The organism is Streptomyces sp. PCS3-D2, assembly GCF_000612545.2.
Classification (GTDB): domain Bacteria; phylum Actinomycetota; class Actinomycetes; order Streptomycetales; family Streptomycetaceae; genus Streptomyces.
Genome location: NZ_CP097800.1, coordinates 5,762,631 through 5,783,711 on the forward strand (window position 1 = coordinate 5,762,631; position 21,081 = coordinate 5,783,711).

At 74.3% G+C, this 21,081-nt stretch carries 16 protein-coding genes; 11 read left to right on the top strand and 5 right to left on the bottom strand.

The annotated features are described in order from the left end of the window. Positions 1-166 precede the first annotated feature (166 nt). Positions 167-2,890 (top strand): DNA polymerase I, encoded by a 2,724-nt coding sequence (gene polA / locus AW27_RS25635; RefSeq protein WP_037926675.1) that lies wholly within the window; start codon positions 167-169, stop codon positions 2,888-2,890. A 40-nt stretch (positions 2,891-2,930) separates the two neighbouring features. Here the strand turns inward: polA and AW27_RS25640 are convergent, their stop codons facing one another. Next, the gene (locus AW27_RS25640; protein ID WP_037926672.1) at positions 2,931-3,791 is read right to left on the bottom strand and encodes a DUF4184 family protein; all 861 of its coding nucleotides are present in this window, start codon (positions 3,789-3,791) and stop codon (positions 2,931-2,933) included. A 183-nt stretch (positions 3,792-3,974) separates the two neighbouring features. Between AW27_RS25640 and AW27_RS25645 the strand changes: the two genes are divergently transcribed. The 3 genes from AW27_RS25645 to pgfA all read left to right on the top strand — a co-directional run bounded on the left by AW27_RS25645 (position 3,975) and on the right by pgfA (position 6,606). Continuing rightward, entirely contained in the window at positions 3,975-5,288 is a 1,314-nt protein-coding gene (locus AW27_RS25645) for a lytic murein transglycosylase (protein ID WP_304949911.1), read from the top strand. A gap of 167 nt (positions 5,289-5,455) precedes the next feature. Then, the gene (locus tag AW27_RS25650) at positions 5,456-5,596 is read left to right on the top strand and encodes an SPW_0924 family protein (protein WP_106967666.1); all 141 of its coding nucleotides are present in this window, start codon (positions 5,456-5,458) and stop codon (positions 5,594-5,596) included. Between the two features lie 14 nt (positions 5,597-5,610). Continuing rightward, positions 5,611-6,606, top strand: a complete 996-nt coding sequence (gene pgfA, locus AW27_RS25655; protein ID WP_037926669.1) for a cell envelope lipid trafficking protein PgfA — start codon at positions 5,611-5,613, stop codon at positions 6,604-6,606. On the opposite strand, the gene hrpB is transcribed toward pgfA, so the two are convergent. Both hrpB and AW27_RS25665 read right to left on the bottom strand, forming a co-directional pair. After that, a complete protein-coding gene (gene hrpB / locus AW27_RS25660) occupies positions 6,596-9,115 on the bottom strand; it encodes an ATP-dependent helicase HrpB (RefSeq protein WP_037926667.1) in 2,520 nt (839 codons plus the stop codon). The two genes, pgfA and hrpB, sit on opposite strands and share 11 nt — an antisense overlap. Positions 9,116-9,119: 4 nt before the next feature. Beyond that, positions 9,120-9,968 (bottom strand): class I SAM-dependent methyltransferase, encoded by an 849-nt coding sequence (locus AW27_RS25665; protein WP_037926663.1) that lies wholly within the window; start codon positions 9,966-9,968, stop codon positions 9,120-9,122. Positions 9,969-10,317: 349 nt separating this feature from the next. Between AW27_RS25665 and rpsA the strand changes: the two genes are divergently transcribed. From rpsA to AW27_RS25685, 4 genes are all read left to right on the top strand, one after another. Beyond that, entirely contained in the window at positions 10,318-11,826 is a 1,509-nt protein-coding gene (gene rpsA, locus AW27_RS25670) for a 30S ribosomal protein S1 (RefSeq protein ID WP_030666059.1), read from the top strand. Positions 11,827-12,046: 220 nt separating this feature from the next. After that, a complete protein-coding gene (locus AW27_RS25675; protein WP_037927521.1) occupies positions 12,047-12,985 on the top strand; it encodes a PAC2 family protein in 939 nt (312 codons plus the stop codon). Positions 12,986-13,053: 68 nt separating this feature from the next. After that, the gene (gene coaE, locus AW27_RS25680) at positions 13,054-13,677 is read left to right on the top strand and encodes a dephospho-CoA kinase (RefSeq protein WP_037926659.1); all 624 of its coding nucleotides are present in this window, start codon (positions 13,054-13,056) and stop codon (positions 13,675-13,677) included. A gap of 66 nt (positions 13,678-13,743) precedes the next feature. Continuing rightward, positions 13,744-14,139, top strand: a complete 396-nt coding sequence (locus AW27_RS25685; protein WP_037926656.1) for a tetratricopeptide repeat protein — start codon at positions 13,744-13,746, stop codon at positions 14,137-14,139. Between the two features lie 87 nt (positions 14,140-14,226). Here AW27_RS25685 and AW27_RS25690 read toward each other — a convergent pair whose 3' ends face one another. After that, positions 14,227-14,844, bottom strand: a complete 618-nt coding sequence (locus AW27_RS25690) for a hypothetical protein (protein ID WP_037926652.1) — start codon at positions 14,842-14,844, stop codon at positions 14,227-14,229. A 134-nt stretch (positions 14,845-14,978) separates the two neighbouring features. Here AW27_RS25690 and AW27_RS25695 point away from each other — a divergent pair, with 134 nt between their 5' ends. From AW27_RS25695 to AW27_RS25705, 3 genes are all read left to right on the top strand, one after another. Then, positions 14,979-16,328 carry a helix-turn-helix domain-containing protein gene (locus AW27_RS25695; RefSeq protein WP_052031192.1) on the top strand — a complete coding sequence of 450 codons (1,350 nt, stop codon included), beginning with the start codon at positions 14,979-14,981 and terminating at the stop codon, positions 16,326-16,328. Between the two features lie 97 nt (positions 16,329-16,425). Beyond that, positions 16,426-19,266 (top strand): DEAD/DEAH box helicase, encoded by a 2,841-nt coding sequence (locus AW27_RS25700; RefSeq protein ID WP_052031191.1) that lies wholly within the window; start codon positions 16,426-16,428, stop codon positions 19,264-19,266. Continuing rightward, a complete protein-coding gene (locus tag AW27_RS25705; protein ID WP_037926649.1) occupies positions 19,263-20,465 on the top strand; it encodes an SWIM zinc finger family protein in 1,203 nt (400 codons plus the stop codon). The genes AW27_RS25700 and AW27_RS25705 overlap by 4 nt, the downstream gene beginning before the upstream one ends. Here AW27_RS25705 and AW27_RS25710 read toward each other — a convergent pair. Next, entirely contained in the window at positions 20,446-20,994 is a 549-nt protein-coding gene (locus tag AW27_RS25710; protein ID WP_037926646.1) for a hypothetical protein, read from the bottom strand. The two genes, AW27_RS25705 and AW27_RS25710, sit on opposite strands and share 20 nt — an antisense overlap. Positions 20,995-21,081 lie beyond the last annotated feature (87 nt).

Consider the following 21,081-nt stretch of genomic DNA (forward strand, 5'->3'; position numbering starts at 1 on the left):
ACGGGTGGCCGCGTGCTTCGATCCTTGCACGACCCACGGGTATCGGGGGAGGGCGGTCCGGTGTTCGCGGCGCCCGGGCCGGTGCGCCGGGGGCGTCCGCCGGGGCCGGTGCGCCCGGGGGGACGACGGGCCGGAATTGTCGGTGGGGGCGCCTAGGATCGGGGACGTGGCAGATTCAGCATCGAAGAAGACGGACCAGACGACCGCAGCGGACCGCCCCCGCCTGATGCTCATGGACGGGCACTCCCTGGCGTACCGGGCGTTCTTCGCGCTGCCCGCGGAGAACTTCACGACCGCGACGGGGCAGCCGACCAACGCCATCTACGGCTTCGCGTCGATGCTGGCGAACACGCTGCGCGACGAGGCGCCCACGCACTTCGCGGTGGCCTTCGACGTGTCCCGCAAGACGTGGCGCTCGACGGAGTTCCCCGAGTACAAGGCGAACCGCTCCAAGACGCCGGACGAGTTCAAGGGCCAGGTCGAGCTGATCGGCGAGCTCCTCGACGCGATGAAGGTGCCGCGGTTCGCCGTCGAAGGCTTCGAGGCCGACGACGTCATCGCGACCCTGGCGACGCAGGCGGAGGCCCTCGGCTTCGAGGTGCTGATCGTCACCGGCGACCGGGACTCCTTCCAGCTCGTGTCCGAGCACACGACCGTGCTCTACCCGACCAAGGGCGTCTCGGAGCTGACCCGCTTCACGCCGGAGAAGGTCGAGGAGAAGTACGGGCTGACCCCGCAGCAGTACCCGGACTTCGCGGCGCTGCGCGGCGACCCGTCCGACAACCTCCCCGGCATCCCGGGCGTCGGCGAGAAGACCGCCGCCAAGTGGATCACCCAGTTCGGGTCGTTCGCGGAGCTCGTGGAGCGCGCCGAGGAGGTCAAGGGCAAGGCCGGGCAGAACTTCCGCGACCACCTGGAGGCCGTCAAGCTCAACCGGGTCCTCACCGAGATGGTCAAGGACGTGGAGCTGCCCAGCGGCGCCACCGACCTGGTCCGCCTGCCGTACGACCGGTCCGCGGTCACCGGTGTCCTGGACGTGCTGGAGATCCGCAACCCGTCGCTGCGCGAGCGGCTGCTGGCCGTGGACCCGGGCGCCGCCGAGCAGGAGGCCGCCCCGGCGCCCGCGGCCGGCGTCGAGCTCGACGCCTCCGTGCTGGGCACGGGCGAGCTCGCGCCGTGGCTGGAGGCCCACGCGGGCGGGCCGCTGGGCCTCGCGACCGTCGACAGCTGGGCCCTGGGCCAGGGCAGCGTCGCCGAGATCGCGCTGGCCGCCGCCGGGGGACCCGCCGCCTGGTTCACACCGGCCGAGCTCGACGAGGCCGACGAGCGGGCCTTCGCGGCCTGGGCCGCCGACGCGGCCCGCCCCAAGGTCGTGCACAACGCCAAGGGTCTGATGCGGGTCTTCCCCGAGCACGGCTGGCGCCTCGCCGGCGTCACCATGGACACCGCGCTCGCCGCCTACCTGGTCAAGCCGGGCCGGCGCTCCTTCGCCCTGGACGCCCTGTCCACGGAGTACCTGCACCGCGAGCTGGCCCCCGCCGCGGCGGACGGGCAGCTGGCCTTCGGCGCCGACGAGACGGCCGAGGCCGAAGCACTGATGGCACAGGCCCGCGCGGTCCTGGACCTCGGCGACGCCTTCTCCGGCAAGCTCACCGAGGTGGGCGCGGCGGAGCTGCTGCACGACATGGAGCTGCCGACCTCCGAGCTCCTCGCCCGGATGGAACGCGCCGGCATCGCCGCCGACCGCGACCACCTGGAGGCCATGGAGCAGCAGTTCGCGGGAGCCGTGCAGCAGGCGGTCAAGGAGGCGCACGCGGCGGTCGGCCACGAGTTCAACCTCGGCTCGCCCAAGCAGCTCCAGGAGGTCTTCTTCGGTGAGCTGGACCTGCCGAAGACGAAGAAGACCAAGACCGGCTACACCACGGACGCCGACGCACTGGCCTGGCTGGCCTCGCAGACCGACCACGAACTGCCGGTGATCATGCTCCGCCACCGGGAGCAGGCCAAGCTGCGCGTCACCGTCGAGGGCCTGGTCAAGACCATCGCCGCCGACGGCCGGGTGCACACCAGCTTCAGCCAGACCGTCGCCGCCACCGGCCGCCTGTCCTCCACCGACCCGAACCTGCAGAACGTGCCGGTGCGCACCGACGAGGGACGCGCCATCCGCCGCGGCTTCGTCGTCGGCGCGGGCTTCGAGTCGCTGATGACGGCCGACTACAGCCAGATCGAGCTGCGCGTGATGGCCCACCTCTCCGAGGACGAGGGCCTGATCGAGGCCTTCGCCTCCGGGGAGGACCTGCACACCACCGTCGCCTCCCAGGTCTTCGGCGTGGAACGCGACCAGGTCGACGCCGAGATGCGCCGCAAGATCAAGGCCATGTCCTACGGCCTGGCCTACGGGCTCTCCGCCTTCGGCCTCTCCCAGCAGCTGGGCATCGAGCCCGCCGAGGCGCGCGGCCTGATGGAGACCTTCTTCGAGCGCTTCGGCGGGGTCCGGGACTACCTCCAGCGCGTCGTGGAAGAGGCACGGGCCACCGGGTACACGGCGACCGTCTTCGGCCGCCGCCGGTACCTGCCCGACCTCAACAGCGACAACCGTCAGCGCCGCGAGGCCGCCGAGCGGATGGCGCTCAACGCCCCCATCCAGGGCACCGCCGCCGACATCGTCAAGGTCGCGATGCTGCGCGTGGACAAGGCGATCACCGAAGCCGGCCTGCGTTCGCGCATGCTGCTCCAGGTCCACGACGAAATCGTGCTGGAGATCGCCCCCGGCGAGCGCGAGCAGGTGGAGGAACTGGTGCGCCGCGAGATGGGCGCCGCCGTCGAGCTGCGCGCCCCGCTGGACGTGTCGGTGGGCGTCGGCGCCGACTGGGAGTCCGCCGCGCACTGATCCCTATGACGGCCCGCGCGCAGCGCCCGTCCCCGTCCGCTCAGCCGGCGGGGACGGGCGTTCGCGTCTCCTCGGTCGTGCCCCGCCGGTCGCGGTCGCGGCGCTGCCGCAGGCGTACGAGGATCCCGTAGACCAGCAGGGACACGCACAGGCCGCCACCCGCCCCGAAGCAGACGGTCGGCACGATGTCGAGGGGCGTACGGATCCGGTCGAAGAAGGTGAAGAAGCGGACCACGCGGAAGGCCACCCCGACCGCGACGCCCGCCCCGATCAGCGCCAGCGCGCCCCAGCGCTCCGCGCGGCCGAGGACCGGCACGGACGCGGGCGGCGGGGTGGCCGGCAGCCTGCGCAGCGCGGTCGCCGTGAACCACAGCAGCGCACTGGCCGCGATCGCCGATGTGCCGTACTGCAGGAAGGTGTAGGGCGGGAAACCGAAGGCGACGGGCTCGCCCAGCCAGGGCAGTGCGTTCGTCCCCCACCGGCCCGGGTGCGTGAAGCTGTCCCACAGCACGTGCGTGAGCGAACCGGTGACCGCCGACACGTAGAACCAGGCGGCCAGCGCGGGCAGTCGGCGGCGCGCACGCCATTCCTCACCCCGCAGGAAGGCGTGCACCCTGCCCTGCCGACGGCCCGGCAGGAGCGCCACGAGCGGCTCGCGCAGCAGCAGCCAGCATCCCGTGAGGAGCGCGGTGAGGACCGCGTCCAGCGTGAACACCCCGAGCAGCGAGTGCGTGAAGCTCCCGTACGCCATGAAGCCCTCGACGACCGCGTCGGAGAAGTAGAAGGCGTCCGGCGCGAAGGAGCCGAGGACCATCGCGGAGGCGACGAGGGGCCCCCGTGCACGCCCCGTCCGGCGGACGGCCGGAAGGACGGCAGCCGCATGGCTGAGAGTGAACGGCATGGCACCTCTTCGGGACGTTGCTGTGGTCGTTCCACACTTCGGGCCAATGCTCCCGAAGGGTGCCGACATTATGCGTGAGCTGCCCGAGGACGTGGGGATCCGGTGAAATCCGGCCCGTGGTGCGTGCCGGTTGCAGGGAGTTGACGTAGGGTCACGCGGACGTCGAGGGGGAGGGGTCCGGCCATGTCGTCCCGGATATTCGGCCGCAGGCCGCGCAAGGGAGCTGCGGCGGCGCTGGTCTGTGCGCTGACCGTTGCCGCGCTGACCGCCTCGAAGGGGCCCGCGGGCTCCGGTCCGCACGCGCCGCCGGCCGCCGGCGGGAGGACGGACGGGTCGCTCCCGGCCGGTGCGAGCGGCAGCGACTCGACCTACTTCACCGAACTGCCGCCGCTGGTCAGCCCGCAGCCGCCCGAGGTGCTGCTCCCGGAGGGGCTGCCGCAGGAAGCGGGCGCGGACCCGGCGGCGCGGCCCGAACCACCCTCCGCGCCGGTCGTGACCGGGCCGCCGGAAGGGGCGCGGGGGATACCGGCGAGCGTGCTCGTGGCGTACCAGCGGGCCGAGAGGACGGTCGGGCGGAGCGACCCCGGCTGCGGACTGCGCTGGCAACTCCTCGCGGCCATCGGGAAGGTGGAGTCCGGGCAGGCGCGCGGCGGCCGGGTGGACGCGGCCGGGACCACGCTGCGGCCGATCCTCGGACCGGTGCTCGACGGCAACGGCTTTGCGAACATCCCCGACACCGACGGCGGCGTCCACGACGGCGACGCGCGGTACGACCGGGCGGTCGGGCCGATGCAGTTCATCCCCTCGACGTGGGCGGTCTGGGGCCAGGACGCCGACGGCGACGGGCGCCGCAACCCGAACAACGTGCACGACGCGGCCCTCGCGGCGGCCCGCTACCTGTGCGCGGGCGACCGTGACCTGAGGGTGGGGGCCGACCTGGACCGGGCGGTGCTCTCCTACAACCACTCCACGCAGTACCTGCGGACGGTCCGGTCCTGGTTCACGTACTACCTCAACGGCACCCACGAGGTCCCGGACAGCGGAGGTACGGCCACGCCCGCGAAGCCGGACCCGAAGCCCACCCCGACCCCCGAGCCGACCCCGACGACCGACCCGGGCCCCACGCCCGCACCGACGCCGACGCCGACGCAGAGCCCGACGCCCACGCCGACGCCGACCCCCACGCCGACGCCGACCGTGCCCCCCACGCCGACCCCGACTCCGAGCCCGACCGTGCCCTCGACGCCGACGCCGACGCCGACGCCGACGCCGACCCCCACGCCGACGCCGACCCCCACGCCGAGTCCGACGCCGACGCCGACCCTCACGCCGAGTCCGACGCCGACGCCGACCCTCACGCCGAGTCCGACGCCGAGCCCGACCGTCCCCCCGTCCCCCCGGCCCACCCCGGCCGCGACGGGCACCCGGACCCCCGTGCCCGCCGTCACGCCGGAGCCCGCCCGGACCCCCGCGTCGACGGAAACCCGGGCCCGGTAGCGGCGCCCCGCGGCTCGCCGTCGACGGTCGCCGCCCGCCACCTCGCGGGCGCGCGGTCCGGCGTGTCCGCCCGCCGCGGTGGACCGTCGACCTGACGGTTCTCATCTCGCCCCCGCGTTGCTACGGTGCCCTATCTCTGACACCTCATCAGATTCCGGAGCCCCGGCATGCGCGCACTCGCCGCCGCCGCCATCGGCCTCGCGGCCGCGCTGGCCCTCGTCCTCGCCGTCACGGCCTTCGGGGTGCCCGAAGGCGAGACCTCGCCCAAGCCGCTGCTCACCACCGCGCCCCCCGCGCCCGGAAAGTAGAGGAGGGCCCGGCCGTGCGACGCCGAGCGAGCCTTGTCCTGCTGGCCCTGGCCGTGTTCTGCGCAGCGCTCGCGCCGCTGCTGCGCTGGTACGCGTACCCGCGACTGGCGAAGATCCCGCCGAACCAGTACCAGGAGATGGTCCTGGAGGCGAGGGACGCCACCCTCCTCGACTACGCCGGCGGCATGCAGCCCAAGAAGGTCGACAAGGTCACGATCGTGCAGACCCTCAAGGGCAACGTGGAGGCCTCCAGGGAGATCGAGGCCGACACGGGCAAGGACGTCGTCGTCTGGGACACGCTGTCCCACATCATCGGCCCGGACGGAAGCATGGTCTCCCAGATCCCCGAGCGCTACATCTTCGACGCGCACACCCAGGACCCGGTGCACGCCACCGGGGAGATGGTCGACGGCGATCCGGTCAGGCGCCAGGGCATCGAGTTCAAGTGGCCCTTCTTCACCGAACCGCGCGACTACCTCTATTTCGACGCCCAGACCCGCACCTCCTCGCCGATCCACTACGTCGGACCGCGCCGCTTCAAGGGCATGGACGTCTACTACTTCGAGCAGACCATCCCCTGGACCAAGGTGGCCATGCCGAAGAAGATGCCGATCGAGGGCATCGACCCGGCGACGATCGAGGCGGCCACCGGTACCACCCTCTGGTACACCGCCACCGTGCGCTTCTGGGTCGACCCGGTGACCGGGGCGCCCGTCAACGCCGAACAGGACATCCAGCAGGAGATGCGCGGCGGCATCGCCTCGGGAGGACCCGACGGCAGGCTCACCGCCTTCGCCGGGCACGTCACCCTGCGCGAGGACTACTCCGACCACACGGTCGACCTGGTCAAGGCGAACCGGGCGAAGGTCCTCGCCCTGCACACCTACGCCCCGGCCGGCCTGGCCGCCGGAGGCCTCGCCCTGCTCGGGCTGGCCCTGCTGCTGGAGGCCCGCGGCCGCCGCGTGCGGGACGCGCGCGCCCCGCAGGACGCGGACGGGGTCAGCGCCTGAGCCGGGCGTTGGTGTGGCGGGTGGGCTCAGCCGTGGCCGGGTCCTCCGGCCAGGGATGTTTGGGGTAGCGGCCGCGCAGCTCCGCACGGACGGCGCGGTAGCCGCCCTGCCAGAAGGAGGCCAGGTCGGAGGTGACGGCCGCCGGGCGCCCGGCCGGCGACAGCAGGTGGACGAGTACGGGCACCCCCGCCACCCGGGGAGTCTCCGCCAGCCCGAACAGCTCCTGGAGCTTCACCGCCAGTACGGGCTGCTCGGGCGCGTAGTCGACGCGGATCCGGGATCCGCTGGGCACCTCGATCCGCTCGGGCGCCAGTTCGTCCAGCCGGACCGCCTCGCCGGTGGCCCACGGCAGCAGCCGGTTCAGGGCCTGCCCGGCGTCGATCCGGGCCAGGTCCGCGCGCCGCCTGGCCCGGGACAGCTCGGGCTCCAGCCAGTCGTCGGCCCGCTCCAGCAGCGCGGCGACGCCGGACACGTCGGGCCACGGGGCGCCGAGCGTCCGGTGCAGGAAGCCGAGGCGGTCCCGCAGTGCCCGCGCGTCCTGCGACCAGCGCAGCAGGTCCAGCCCCTCCGTGCGCAGCCCGTCGAGCAGGGCGGCCCGCACGAGCGCCGGGGCGGGGGCGCGCAGGGGCCGCACGGCCAGTTCGATCGCCCCGAGCCGGTGCGCTTCGCGGGCGACCACGTCCCCGCCCTCCCAGCGCACCTCCTCGGCGTCGGTGCGCAGGTGTGCTGCGGCGGCCAGGGCGGTGTCCTCGTCGATGACCGCCGCCAGCCCGATCCGCGCCGAGGCGGAGTGCGCGGGTCGGTCCGCGACGGCGACCGCCAGCCAGGGCGCCTGCCGCAGCGACGACCCGTCGCCGAGCCCGGCCCCGGTCCCGGAGGCCATCAGGAAGGCCCCCTCGCCCCTGGCCTTCGCCACCCGCTCGGGGAACGCGAGGGCGGCGACGAGGCCGGCGGCGGCATCGTCCGGGACGTCGCGCCCGAGCGGGCTGCCGGGCGCGGTCCCGGCGGCGGGGTCCGCGGCACGCTCCAGGCGGCGGGCTTCCGCACGCCAGCGGGCGGCGTAGGCATCGCCGCCCGCACGGGCCCGACGCAGGGCCGCGGCCAGGTCGTCCCCGTACTCGCGCGGCGGCTCCTCGCTCAGCAGTGCCACCAGCCCCGCCGCCCGGTGGGCGCCGAGCGCGGTGCTGCCGTCCAGCAGCGCCCGTGCCAGCCGCGGGTGCAGCCCGAGCCGGGCCATCCGCTGCCCGCGCGCGCTCGGCCGCCCGGCGGCGTCCACCGCCCCGACGGCCACGAGCACCTCCCGCGCCGCTGCCATCGCCCCGGCCGGCGGCGCGTCCAGCAGCGACAGCCCCGACGCGTCCGGGTCGCCCCAGCAGGCCGCTTGCAGGGCGAACTGCGCCAGGTCGGCGACGCGTATCTCCGGCGCAGGGAACGCCGGCAGCCGGCCGTCCTCCGCCTCCGTCCAGCAGCGGTACACCACGCCCGGCGCCTCACGCCCGGCCCGGCCCGCCCGCTGGCGCCCGGCCGCGCGGGAGGCCCGCACGGTCGCCAGCGCGCCCAGGCCGCGGGCATGGTCCACCCGGGGTTCGCGGGCCAGCCCGGAATCGACCACCACGCGCACCCCGGGGACGGTCAGGCTCGACTCCGCCACCGCCGTCGCGAGGATCACCCGGCGGTGGTCCGAGGCCGTCAGCGCCGCGTCCTGCACGGTCGCCGGGGCCCGGCCGTGGACCTGGAGCACCTCGGCGTCCACGCCGCCCAGCAGGCCCGCCACCCGTGCGATCTCACCGACGCCGGGCAGGAAGCACAGCACGTCACCCGAACGCTCCGCCAGCGCCCGGCGCACCACCGAGGCCACGTGCGCCAGCTGCGCCGGGTCCACCCGCATCCCGTGCGGGGGCCGCACCGGCCGGGCCGGGGGAGCCCAGACGGTCTCCACCGGGTACGCCACCCCCGCGGCCTCGACCACCGGCGCGTCCCCGAGCAGCCGGGCCCAGCCGGCGGAGTCGGTCGTCGCGGAAGCCGCCACCAGATGCAACTCCGGCCGCAAGGTCTGCCGTACGTCGAGGAGGAACGCGGCGACCGTGTCCGCGTCCAGGTGTCGCTCGTGGCACTCGTCCAGGACGACCACGTCCACGCCGGCCAGTTCCTGGTCGCGCTGGAGCCGCTGGAGCAGCACTCCGGTGGTCACCACCTCCACGAGCGTGCCGGGGCCGGCCACGCGCTCGCCGCGGACCGTGAAGCCGACCGATTCGCCGGTCCGCTCGCCCAGCAGCCAGGCCATCCGGCGCGCCGCCGCCCGGGCGGCGATCCGCCGCGGCTCGGCCACCACCACCCGGCGCCGCGGCCCGCCGTCCACCAGGCCCGCGAGCACCAGCGGCACCAGCGTCGTCTTGCCCGTCCCGGGCGGCGCGCACAGCACCGCGGTGCCGTGCGCGCCGAGCGCGCGGACGAGTCCGGGCAGGGCCCCCCGTACGGGAAGGGCGTCGAGGGCGGCCTGGCGGATCAAGGCGTCAGGCCCTCTCGCAGACGAAGATCGCGGTGCCGGGGATCAGGTTGCCGCGCAGCGGGGACCAACCGCCCCACTCCTGGCCGTTCCACTCGGGCCACTCGGGCTCGACGAGGTCGAGGAGGCGGAAGCCGCCCGCCACCACGTCGCGGACGCGGTCGCCGAGGGTGCGGTGGTGCTCCACGTAGACCGCGCGGCCCCGCTCGTCCTGCTCGACGTAGGGGGTCCGGTCGAAGTAGGAGGCGGAGACGGTCAGGCCCTCGGGGCCGGGCTCGTCGGGGAAGGCCCAGCGGACGGGGTGGGTCACCGAGAAGACCCAGCGGCCCCCGGGGCGCAGGACGCGGTGGACCTCCCGCATGACGTTCACCGGGTCGGCGACGAAGGGGACGGCTCCGTAGGCGGAGCAGGCGAGGTCGAAGGAGCCGTCGCGGAAGGGGAGCCGGCCGGCGTCGGCCTCGACCAGCGGGATGTCGTCGCCGATGCGCAGCGCGTGCTGGAGCTGGCGGTGGGAGAGGTCGAGGGCCACCGGGCGGGCGCCCTGGGCGGCCAGCCAGCGGGAGCACTGGGCGGCGCCGGCGCCGATCTCCAGTACGTCCTTGTCCTTGAGGGAGGCGGCGGGGCCCAGCAGGGCGGCGTCCGCCTCGTCGAGGCCCTCGGGCCCCCACACGAAGCGGTCGTCGCCGAGGAACGCGCCGTGCTCGCTCTGGTACTCGTCGGCGTTGCGGTCCCACCAGCCGCGGCTCGCGCGGCTGCTCTCCGCTTCCCCGGCGTCACGGCGCGTGGCCTCTGCGTCGTCCGCGGAGGCCGGATCGGCCGCGTACGCGTCTTCGAGGGTGTCGTCCTCTTGGTTCATGGGGCCCGCCGTCGTAGTCTGCGAATGTCTTGGGACGCGGCAGGGAGCGCCATCAGCGCGCGCCCGCCCGTGAATTGTGCCGGTTGTGCGGTGATCCGCCCGGGGTGTGGGCCTTCGCGCATTGACCCTGTCCGGCAGCCCCCGTATGCTACAAGTTGCGCTGCGAGCCTGTGCTCCTCAGACCTAGCAGGCTGCGCTTGCATCTGTTGATGTCCCCTCGGTTTTCGAGGCCTCCCGCCTGTGCGGATCGGGCTTCCGTGGCTGTCCGGCTTCTTCGGCAGATGCCGATAAGGGCTCCCGGCGTAGCAGTACCTACGACTTTCTGTCCGTAACCGGAGCCCTTTCCCACATGACGAGCAGCACCGAGACCACCTCTACCACTCCGCAGGTAGCGGTCAACGACATCGGTAACGAGGAAGCCTTCCTCGCCGCGATCGACGAGACGATCAAGTACTTCAACGACGGCGACATCGTCGACGGCGTCATCGTGAAGGTCGACCGGGACGAGGTCCTGCTCGACATCGGTTACAAGACGGAAGGCGTGATCCCGAGCCGCGAGCTCTCGATCAAGCACGACGTCGACCCGAACGAGGTCGTCAAGGTCGGCGACGAGATCGAGGCCCTGGTTCTCCAGAAGGAGGACAAGGAAGGCCGTCTGATCCTGTCCAAGAAGCGCGCTCAGTACGAGCGTGCCTGGGGCACGATCGAGAAGATCAAGGAAGAGGACGGCATCGTCACCGGTACCGTCATCGAGGTCGTCAAGGGTGGTCTCATCCTCGACATCGGCCTCCGCGGCTTCCTCCCGGCCTCCCTGGTCGAGATGCGCCGTGTCCGCGACCTCCAGCCCTACGTGGGCAAGGAGCTCGAGGCGAAGATCATCGAGCTGGACAAGAACCGCAACAACGTGGTCCTGTCCCGCCGCGCCTGGCTGGAGCAGACCCAGTCCGAGGTTCGCCAGACGTTCCTCACCACCCTGCAGAAGGGCCAGGTCCGCTCCGGCGTCGTGTCCTCGATCGTCAACTTCGGTGCCTTCGTGGACCTGGGTGGCGTCGACGGTCTCGTTCACGTCTCCGAGCTGTCCTGGAAGCACATCGACCACCCGTCCGAGGTTGTCGAGGTCGGCCAGGAAGTCACCGTCGAGGTCCTCGACGTCGACATGGACCGCGAGCGTGTCTCCCTGTCGCTGAAGGCGACGCAGGAGGACCCGTGGCAGCAGTTCGCCCGTACGCACCAGATCGGTCAGGTCGTCCCGGGTAAGGTCACCAAGCTGGTTCCGTTCGGTGCGTTCGTCCGCGTGGACGAGGGCATCGAGGGTCTGGTCCACATCTCCGAGCTGGCCGAGCGCCACGTGGAGATCCCGGAGCAGGTCGTCCAGGTCAACGACGAGATCTTCGTCAAGGTCATCGACATCGACCTGGAGCGTCGCCGGATCTCGCTGTCCCTGAAGCAGGCCAACGAGTCCTTCGGTGCCGACCCGGCGTCGGTCGAGTTCGACCCGACCCTGTACGGCATGGCCGCGTCCTACGACGACCAGGGCAACTACATCTACCCCGAGGGCTTCGACCCCGAGACCAACGACTGGCTCGAGGGCTACGAGAAGCAGCGCGAGGCCTGGGAGACCCAGTACGCCGAGGCGCAGGCTCGCTTCGAGCAGCACCAGGCGCAGGTCATCAAGAGCCGCGAGGCCGACGAGGCCGCTGCCGCCGAGGGCGCTGCCGCCCCGGCCGCCGGTGGCAACGCCGGTGCGGGCATCTCGGGTGGTTCCTACTCCTCGGAGTCGGACGAGACCTCCGGCGCCCTGGCGTCGGACGAGGCCCTGGCCGCGCTCCGCGAGAAGCTGGCCGGCGGCCAGAGCTGATCGCAGCGCGCATCGCACCTCGGTGTGAGCAGAGCTGACCCAGTACGCCGGTGAGGCCCGTCCCCTTCGGGGGGCGGGCCTCACCGCGTTCCCGGCGGGATCCCTGCGGTGGCGGTGGCCCGTGTGATCCATTCCGTTCCTGTGAAGGGGCCCGGCCGGGGAATGGCCGCGCAGCCTCGGACGTTCTTGGCAGAGAACGAGACGAGGAGGAGTGGTGGCGGTGCTTGATCCACAGGGCTTGTACGAATGGGATGCCAAGGGTCTGGCGGTGGCCGACCTGGCGGTCGCCCAGGACTCGGCCGGGCTGGTCATGCTGTACCACTTCGAGGGGTACATCGACGCGGGAGAGGCCGGCGAGCAGATCGTCGACCGGCTCCTGGACACCCTGCCCCACCAGGTGGTGGCACGCTTCGACGCGGACCGGCTCGTGGACTACCGGGCGCGCCGCCCGCTGCTGACCTTCCAGCGTGACCACTGGGCGGAGTTCGAGGAGCCGCGGCTGGAGGTCCGGCTGGTCCAGGACGCCACCGGGGCGCCGTTCCTGCTGCTGTCCGGCCCGGAGCCGGACGTGGAGTGGGAGCGCTTCGCCGTCGCCGTCCGGCAGATCGTCGAGCGTCTCGGGGTCCGTCTCTCGGTCAACTTCCACGGCATCCCGATGGGCGTCCCGCACACCCGGCCCGTCGGCATCACCCCGCACGGGAACCGGACCGACCTCATGCCCGGCCACCGCAGCCCCTTCGACGAGGCCCAGGTGCCCGGCAGTGCCGAATCGCTGGTGGAGTTCCGTCTGTCCCAGGCCGGGCACGATGTCCTCGGCGTCGCCGCACACGTGCCGCACTACGTGGCGCGCTCCCCGTACCCGGACGCCGCGCTGACGGTGCTGGAGGCCATCACGGCGGCGACCGGACTGGTGCTGCCGGCCGTGGCGCACGCCCTGCGGACCGAGGCACACCGCACGCAGACCGAGATCGACCGGCAGATCCGCGAGGGCGACGAGGAGCTGGTCGGCCTGGTGCAGGGGCTGGAGCACCAGTACGACGCCGCCGCCGGGGCCCAGACCCGGGGCAACATGATCGCCGAGCCGGCGGAGCTGCCGTCGGCTGACGAGATCGGCCGCGAGTTCGAGCGGTTCCTGGCGGAGCGCGAGGGTGAGGGCTGAACCCGCCGTCCCCGGGTCCTCCGCCCCGCGGCTCCCGCACGGCTGTACGGGGGCCTAAGCTGCGGGTCATGCTGAAAGTGGGCCTGACGGGCGGAATCGGTGCCGGCAAGAGCGAGGTCTCGCGGCTGCTGGCGGGGTACGGGGCGGTCGTCGTCGACGCCGATCGGATCGCGCGCGAGGTGGTGGAGCCCGGTACGCCCGGGCTCGCGGCGATCGTGGCGGCCTTCGGGCGGGAGGTGCTGACCCCCGAGGGCACGCTGGACCGGCCCGGGCTGGGATCCATCGTGTTCGCGGACGAGGACAAGCTCCGGACGCTCAACGCGATCGTGCATCCGCTGGTCGGCGCCCGGTCCGCCGAACTGGAAGCCGCCGCGGGCCCCGACGCCATCGTCGTCCACGACGTGCCGCTGCTCACCGAGAATGGCCTCGCACCCCTCTACGACCTGGTGGTCGTGGTGGACGCGGCCCCGTCGACGCAGCTGGCCCGGCTGACCGGGCTGCGCGCCATGGCCGAGGAGGAGGCCAGGGCCCGAATGGCCGCGCAGGCCACGCGCGAGGAGCGCCTCGCGGTGGCCACCCTCGTGATCGACAACGACGGGCCGCTGGACGCGCTGGAGCCGCAGGTGCGCAGGGTGTGGAAGGAGCTCACGGAGCGGGCCTCGGGCCGAGCCCCGGGCGCTGGGACTGCTTGACGTGTGCATGGAATAGCGGGCGGGGTGGGGGCGTTGAAGGCTCCGGCAGAGGGAAGGATCCATACCGTGTCCGAGACCGCGCGTCCCACACCGTCCAGCCCGGAAACACACGTCATCGACTTCCGGGCGGCCGAGCAGCTGCTCGCCGCACGCGACCCGCGCGGCGCGGTCAAGCTGCTCGACTCGGTCGTGGCCGCCCACCCGGAGAACACGGCGGCCCGCCTGCTGCGCGCCCGGGCCTTCTTCGCCGCCGCCCAACTACGCCCGGCCGAGCTGGAGTTCGAGCTCGTGCTGGAGCGCGAGCCGGACAACGCCTTCGCCCACTTCGCGCTGGCCCGCACGCACGAGCGAGCGGGGCGGCCCGAGCAGGCGCGCAAGCACTTCCGGCTGGCCGCGGCCCTCGACCCGCAGCCGGAATACCTGGCGGCGGCCCGCTTCGAGGAGCAGGCCGGACCGGCCTGATCCGGCCGAGCTGCCTGATCCGGCCGGTGCCGTGCGCCGGCCGTGGCGCCGCGCGGCCGGTCCGCCCGGTTCAGGATGCCCGCCGGGCTACGGGTTGAGCTTGTTCACGGCCGTGCCGGTCGTCTTCCTGAAGGCGGCGACCGGGGCCTGCGACAGGTCGCCCATCTGGCTCCACTTCACGACGGTCACGGTGGAACCGTCGCGTCCGATCCCATAGAGGTGCACGCCCGGCTCGGACTCCGGGATCGAGGTGTGGACCCCGTAGACGTGCGCGCCCTCCTCGACCGGGAGGGTCCCGTAGTCCTGCCAGGAGGCCGTGCCGCCCGGGGTCGTACGCAGCCAGTCGGCAGCGCAGCCGGCGACCCTGCGCTCCAGCCTGCCGGCGAGCTTGGCGGCCGCGGAGGGGGAGGCGGCGCGCACGGACACCTGGACGGCGCCGGTGTCGTACTCGGTGCCGAACTCCCGGTGCCAGCCGCCCGCCCGCGGCAGCACGCCGTCCAGGCAGAACGGAGCCGTCTCGGGCAGCCCCCTGGTGATCTCGCCGGCGTACCAGGGGGACGTCGGGTGCGGCGGCAGGTCGGTGCCGGCCAGGAAGCCGGGCGCGCCGGGGGCCGCGGCGGAGGTCGGGGCGGTGAGGACGAGGGTGGCGGCCGCCGCGACCAGTGCGGTGGCGAGGGCGGCGGCGGTCTCGGTACGTCGGAACATGTGGGCTCTCCCCGTGGAGGTGTCGGTGTGCCTGTCCAGGCTGTTCCCCGGCCGGGGCGCGGGGCCAGGGTTCGGGGCGAAACCGGGACACTGGAACGCCCGTACGCACTGTCACCTGGGGGAACACCTCATGCATGGAACGGAGCGATGGGACGGGGGACGGGGACACCGTGAGTGAGGCCGAGGACTTCGCGCGGCGGATGCGAGAACTGAAGGACCGCGGCGGGCTGAGTTACGGCGTGCTGGCGCGCAGGCTGCACACCAGTACGTCGACGCTGCACCGCTACTGCAACGGGGCGGCGCTGCCCGCGGAGTTCGCGGTGGTGGACCGCTTCGCGCGGGCCTGCGGGGCTTCGGCGGCGGAGGCGGTGGACCTGCACCGGGCGTGGCTCCTGGCGGACGCGCGGCGGCGCGCCGCGGCCGCGGCACCGGATCCGGAAACTGCACCGGCACCCGCACCCGCACCGGCACCGGCACCCGCACCCGCACCGGCACCGCATCCGGTGCCGGACGCCCCGCCGGAGCAGGCCGCGCCGGAGGGCCCGGACGTGGTGGTGGAGCCGCCGTTGCGGTCGTCCCGGCACCGGCGCAGGGCGGCCGTGGCCGCCGCCGCGCGGCTGGCGGCCGGTGCGGTGGCCGTGACGCTGCTGGCGCTGACCGGACCCGACCCGGGGACACCGCGCACCGCACCCGGGCGGGGCCCGGCAGCCGGTACGGGCGGCCCTTCGGGATCCGCTCCGGCCGCGGCGTCCCCGTCGGAGGCGGGAGCGGCTCCGACGGGGCCGGCCACGGGACCTGCGCCGGGCCCGCCGCCGGGGGACCCGGACGCGACCCCGCCCTCCGCCTCGCCGCCGGGCCCCGGCCGGACGCAGGCGGCCCCCCTCAGGGCGGCGGTGCGCCCGCACGTGTGGGCCGCGGGCTGCGACCACGCCTACCTGGCCGAGCGGGGGCCCGCGGCGGTGCCCCCGCCGCCCGTGGAGGCGGACGCGCCGGCCTGGGCGTCGGCCCAGCGCGCCGTGCACGCCGGGAACCAGACCGTGGAGGTCACGCTGCACGGCACGGGCGGGGGAGCGGTGGTCCTGGAAGGCCTGGAGGTTCGGGTGGCGGCCCGCCGCACACCGCCCGCATGGAACGTGTACCAGATGTCCCAGGGCTGCGGCGGCGGTCTCACCCCGGCCGTCTTCGCCGTCAACCTGGACGCGCCCCGCCCGCTGGCCCGGCCCGTCGCCGGTAACGACTCCGGCAAGCGACTGCCGGCCCCGGCGTTCCCGATGCGGGTCTCGGCCGCGGAACCGGTCGTCCTGCGGGTGGAGGCGGCCACCACGGGCTGCGACTGCGACTGGTCCCTGGACCTGAGGTGGTCCTCACCGGCCGGCTCGGGCACCCTGCGCATCGACGACGGTGGCCGTCCGCTGCGCACCAGCGCCGCCACCGGCCGGCCGGTCTACGGGTACGCCCTGGAACAGGGGCGCTGGGCGCGCTGAATTCGCAGGTCAGAGGGCTTTGTCGGCGGTCGCGCCTAGACTCGTGGGGAAGGGTCCGGCAGGTCCCGGAGGACATCGAGGGGGAGAGGGGGACGGCATGACGGCGCAGACGCGGCCGATGCCGCAGGAATCCGCGCTGCTGCGCTGTGCAGCCGTCTTCCTGCCTGCCGCCGTCCCCCGGCAAGGGCGGGTCGCCTTCTGGTCGCCGGAGGGCGGCCCGCTGCCCGAGGCGGGCACACCGGACCGGCTCACCGTCGTACGGCCGCACGGCAGCGCGGTCCGCAGCAGGACCGTGCCCGCGGTGGCCTTCGGCGTCGACGCCGCCCTGCCGCTGCTCGCGCGGGCCCCCCGCAACCCCGCCGCGCACCCCGCCACCCGGGCCTGGGGCACCGCCGCCACACAGGCCCTCACCCTGGCCGCGCGCGGCCGGCTCCTTCCCGGGCTCACCCCCGAGGGCGTCGACGCGTGGCGTGCCGGCCCGCTCGAAGCCGCCGACCTCGCCCACCTGAGGGCGGTCGCCGCCGCCCTGCCCCACGAGGGATACGCGACGCCGCTCGCCGGACGCCGCCCGCTCCAGCTGCCCGAACCGGAAGCGCTGGTACGCGCCTTCCTCGATGCCGTCGCCGACAGCCTGCCCCGCACCCCGGCCGCGGCCGTCGCCGCCGGGCGGCCGTTCGCCGCCCGGGAACCGCAGCGGGTGCCCGGCCTGCGGGAGTGGGCCGCGCAGGTCGCGGCCGGGGCCGATGCCGGGGTCGGGCTCTCGCTCAGGCTGGACCTGTCCTCCTTCCGCGTCTTCGACGCGGCCGAGGGGGAGGAGACCCGCCGTGCCGGCGCCGCCGTCGTCCAGGTGCACAGCCTCGCCGACCCGACGCTGGTCACCGATGCCGGGCAGCTGTGGGCCGGGACGGCCGGCGTCGGCTTCGGCCCCCGCGCCCGGATCGACGCCGTGCTCGCGCTGCGCCGGGCCGCGCGGGTCTGGCCGCCGCTGCTGAGGCTGCTGGACCAGGCCGTGCCCGACGCCCTGGCCCTGTCCGACCCGGAGCTGGAGGATCTGCTGGGGGTGGCCGCGGACCGCCTGGCGGCAGCCGGGGTCGTCGTCCACTGGCCGCGGGACCTGGCCCGTACGCTGTCCGCGACCGCCGTCGTACGGTCCACCGCGCCCGGGTCCGCCATCGACGGGACCGCCTTCTTCGACGCGGAACACCTCTTCGCCTTCTCCTGGGAACTGGCCCTGGGCGGTGACCGGCTGACCCCGGGCGAGATGGACGCGCTGGCGCAGGCCCACCGACCCGTCGTCCGGCTGCGGGACCAGTGGGTGCGGGTGGACCCGGAGCTGGTCCGCAAGGCGCGCCGCCGCGAACTGGGCCTGCTGGAACCGGTGGACGCGCTGGCCGCCGTCCTGTCGGGGACGGCCGAGGCCGACGGCGAGCAGGTCGAGGCGGTGCCCGTGGGCGCGCTGGCGGCCCTCCGGGAGCGGCTGACCGGGGAACCGGTCCCGCTCCCGCAGCCCCCTGCCCTCAGGGCCACCCTGCGCGACTACCAGGCACGCGGCCTGGCCTGGCTGGACCTGATGACCTCGCTGGGTCTCGGCGGCTGCCTCGCCGACGACATGGGCCTGGGCAAGACCGTCACCCTCATCGCACTCCATCTGCACCGGGACCGCCGCGAGCCCACGCTCGTGGTCTGCCCGGCCTCCCTCCTGGGCAACTGGCAGCGCGAGATCGGAAAGTTCGCGCCCGGCACCCCCGTGCGCCGCTTCCACGGCGGCGGCCGCAGCACCGATGACCTGACGTCCTGCGAGGGCGGGTTCGTGCTCACCACCTACGGCACGATGCGCGCCAGCGCCGCCCAGCTCGCCGGACAGCGCTGGGGCATGGTCGTCGCCGACGAGGCACAGCACGTGAAGAACCCCCACTCGGCGACCGCCAAGGCATTGCGCACCATCCCCGCGCCGGCCCGGGTGGCGCTGACCGGCACCCCGGTGGAGAACAACCTCTCCGAGCTGTGGGCGCTGCTCGACTGGACCACACCGGGACTGCTGGGTCCGCTGACCGCCTTCCGGGCCCGGCACGCCCGCCCGGTGGAGCACCAGCAGGCCGAGGACGGCGGCAACGAGGCCGCGGTCGCCCGACTGTCCGCGCTCGTACGGCCGTTCCTGCTGCGGCGCAGGAAGTCCGACCCCGGTATCGCGCCCGAGCTGCCGCCGAAGACGGAGACCGACCACCCGGTGTCCCTCACCCGGGAGCAGGTCTCCCTCTACCGGGCCGCGGTGGACGAGGCGATGGCCGTGATCGAGTCCAGCGAGGGCATCGAGAGACGCGGCATGATCATGAAGTTGCTGGCCTCGCTCAAACAGATCTGCAACCACCCCGCGCAGTACCTGAAGGAGGAGCGGCCCCGGCTTCCGCACCGTTCCGGCAAGCTCGCCCTGCTGGACGAGCTGCTCGACACGATCGTCGCCGAGGGCGGATCGGTGCTGGTCTTCACGCAGTACGTGACGATGGCCCGGCTTATCGAACGGCACCTGTCGGCCCGCGGGATCGCCTCGCAGCTCCTGCACGGCGGCACCCCGGTCGCGCGCCGGGAGGAGCTCGTCGACCGCTTCCAGGCCGGTGAGGTCCCCGTCTTCCTGCTGTCCCTCAAGGCCGCCGGCACCGGCCTGAACCTCACCCGGGCCGGACACGTCGTCCACTTCGACCGCTGGTGGAACCCGGCCGTCGAGGAACAGGCCACCGACCGCGCCTACCGCATCGGCCAGACCAGGCCCGTACAGGTCCACCGCATCATCGCCGAGGGCACGGTCGAGGACCGCATCGCCGAGATGCTGGAGGCGAAGCGTGCCCTGGCCGACGCCGTCCTCGGCTCGGGCGAGGCGGCGCTCACCGAGCTGACCGACCGCGAGCTCGCCGACCTCGTCTCCCTGCGGAGGCCCACATGATCACCGCGCGGGACGACCGCCGCCGCACCTTCGAGACCGTGCCCGCCGGGGCGGAGGCGGTGAGCTGGTGGGGCCGCGCCTGGGTGTCCGCCCTGGAGGCGGCCTCCGGCGACCCGGCCCGCCTGGCCCGCGGTCGTGCGTACGCCGCCGCCGGGCGGGTCGACGCGGTGACCGTCACACCCGGCCGGATCGTCGCGTACGTCCGGGGCAGCAGACCCCGCCCGTACCGCACCGAGCTGACCCTGCCCGCCTTCGCGGACCCGGAGTGGAGCGAGCTGCTGGAGGAGGTGGCCGCCGACCCGGCGGCACTCGGCTCCCTCCTGGAGCGCGAGGTCCCGCAGACGCTGGCGGGGACCGTGCTGCCCGGGGCGGGCGAGCTCGTCCCGCACTGCTCCTGCCCGGACTTCGGGCGTCCGCCGTGCAAGCACGCCGCCGCCCTCTGCTACCGCGCGGCCCGTCTCCTCGACGCCGACCCCTTCGTCCTGCTGCTCCTGCGCGGCCGCGGCGAGCGGGAGCTCCTGGCGGACCTCACCCGCCGCAACGCCGCCCACGCGGCACGCGAACAGCCCGGTGCGGCAGCGGCCTTCCCCGGTGTCGCGGCCCGGGAGGCATGCGCCCGTGCGGTGCTGCCGCTGCCGATGCCGCTCAGCGCGCCCGCGGCGGTGGGTCTGCCACCCGCCTGCCCGGCCGACCCGGCGGCGCCGGACCCGCTGGCCCTCGACCAGCTCGCCTCCGACGCCGCCGCCCGGGCCCTCGCACTGCTCACCACCGGCGAGGACCCGGTCGCCGGGCTCTCCCTCTGGCAGGACGCCGTACGGCTGGCCTCCGCCGAGCCCACGTCCGGCCTGACCGGTACGGCCCGCACCCTCTACCGGGACCTGGCCCGCGCCACCGGGCGCACCACCACCGACCTCGCGCGGGCCGCGGCGGCCTGGCGCCAGGGCGGCCGCCCCGCCCTGGCCGCGCTCGAAGAGGCCTGGGATCCGCCGGCCGGCCCCTTCGACCGGGCCCGCCCGGCGCTCCTCGCCGCGGCGCAGGGCCCCTTCCGCCCCGAACGCAACCGCCTGACGGCCCGCACCCGCCAGCTGCGGCTCGGCCGCGACGCCCTCTGGTACGCCTACGAGTCCCGTCCGGGCGACGACGACTGGTGGCCCACGGGCCGGCCCTCCGCGGACCCGGTCAGCGCCCTGCTGGGCTGAGGCCCTCCGCCCAGCGGGTCAGCGCGGTGAAGTCGCGGTCCCGCAGGCCGTGGCGCGGGTGGACGCGCAGCAGCAGGGCCGGCGCCGGATGGTGGGCGGCGACCCAATCCCGGTCCCGCGAGGTGATCATGTCGTCGACCCAGGCGAAGGGGCGGCCCGCCGCCCAGTCCCTCAGATGCCGGGTCTTCCAGGAGAGGCCGTCGGGATCCTCGGCGAACAGTTCGGGCCATTCGACGACGGACAGGTCGCCGGGGAGCCCGATGTGCGGGGAGATCAGGGTGTTGGCCTGATGCGTCCAGGCCGTGGCCCAGGCGATCTCGAAGGGCAGGGCCAGCAGCCGGGCGCCGTGGGAGGGGTGGAGGCGGACCCGCGCCCCGCGTCGGGCCCTGCGGGTCTCCGGATCGCGGTAGGAGAGCCAGACGTCCGGCCACATGCGGTGGCTCCGGTACCCGCGCAGTCCGGCGGAGAGGGACCGGAAGGGGTTGAGCGGTCCGTCGACGTCGAGGAGGAGGAGCGGTCGTGCGGTCATGAAGTACCCAGTACCCCGTACACGATTGAGTGAAATGCCTACCGCTTCTATAACCCGTATGGGTTTGGGGGCGTTGTTTCCGGTGCG

Excerpts from the sequence above, each read along its gene's own strand:
- AW27_RS25640 (WP_037926672.1), bottom strand. The coding sequence starts at position 3,791 with ATGCCGTTCACTCTCAGCCATGCGGCTGCCGTCCTTCCGGCCGTCCGC.
- AW27_RS25645 (WP_304949911.1), top strand. The coding sequence starts at position 3,975 with ATGTCGTCCCGGATATTCGGCCGCAGGCCGCGCAAGGGAGCTGCGGCG.
- AW27_RS25650 (WP_106967666.1), top strand. The coding sequence starts at position 5,456 with ATGCGCGCACTCGCCGCCGCCGCCATCGGCCTCGCGGCCGCGCTGGCC.
- AW27_RS25665 (WP_037926663.1), bottom strand. The coding sequence starts at position 9,968 with ATGAACCAAGAGGACGACACCCTCGAAGACGCGTACGCGGCCGATCCG.
- rpsA (WP_030666059.1), top strand. The coding sequence starts at position 10,318 with ATGACGAGCAGCACCGAGACCACCTCTACCACTCCGCAGGTAGCGGTC.
- coaE (WP_037926659.1), top strand. The coding sequence starts at position 13,054 with ATGCTGAAAGTGGGCCTGACGGGCGGAATCGGTGCCGGCAAGAGCGAG.
- AW27_RS25690 (WP_037926652.1), bottom strand. The coding sequence starts at position 14,844 with ATGTTCCGACGTACCGAGACCGCCGCCGCCCTCGCCACCGCACTGGTC.
- AW27_RS25695 (WP_052031192.1), top strand. The coding sequence starts at position 14,979 with ATGGAACGGAGCGATGGGACGGGGGACGGGGACACCGTGAGTGAGGCC.
- AW27_RS25700 (WP_052031191.1), top strand. The coding sequence starts at position 16,426 with ATGACGGCGCAGACGCGGCCGATGCCGCAGGAATCCGCGCTGCTGCGC.
- AW27_RS25705 (WP_037926649.1), top strand. The coding sequence starts at position 19,263 with ATGATCACCGCGCGGGACGACCGCCGCCGCACCTTCGAGACCGTGCCC.
- AW27_RS25710 (WP_037926646.1), bottom strand. The coding sequence starts at position 20,994 with ATGACCGCACGACCGCTCCTCCTCCTCGACGTCGACGGACCGCTCAAC.